Genomic DNA, 274 nt, shown 5'->3' on the forward strand with positions numbered 1-274 from the left:
ACCCAGCGCCCATGCGCGCGGTCCGGGCACGAGGATGCCCCCGAGTCATTTCTCCCCTATGCGCCATGCGGCCCCCAGGGCACGTGAGAGAGACCCAGGACACCGTAACGGTGGGCGCCGCCCACCGGTCAGCGGCCAGAGCATGGGGGGCACGCCCGGTCCCGTTCCGAACCCGGAAGCTAAGCCCCATCGCGCCGAGAGTACTGCGGGGCCAGCCCGTGGGAGGCCAGGGCGCCGCTGACCGGTGGACGGCACCGAGCCGTCGGATGACTTG

1 rRNA gene is annotated in these 274 nt (G+C 72.3%); it reads left to right on the forward strand.

From position 1 onward, the window contains the following. The first annotated feature begins 127 nt into the window (after positions 1-127). Positions 128-243, forward strand: a 5S ribosomal RNA gene (gene rrf / locus DXB86_RS09850). Positions 244-274 lie beyond the last annotated feature (31 nt).

This window comes from Collinsella sp. OM06-18AC (assembly GCF_003438785.1).
Classification (GTDB): domain Bacteria; phylum Actinomycetota; class Coriobacteriia; order Coriobacteriales; family Coriobacteriaceae; genus Collinsella.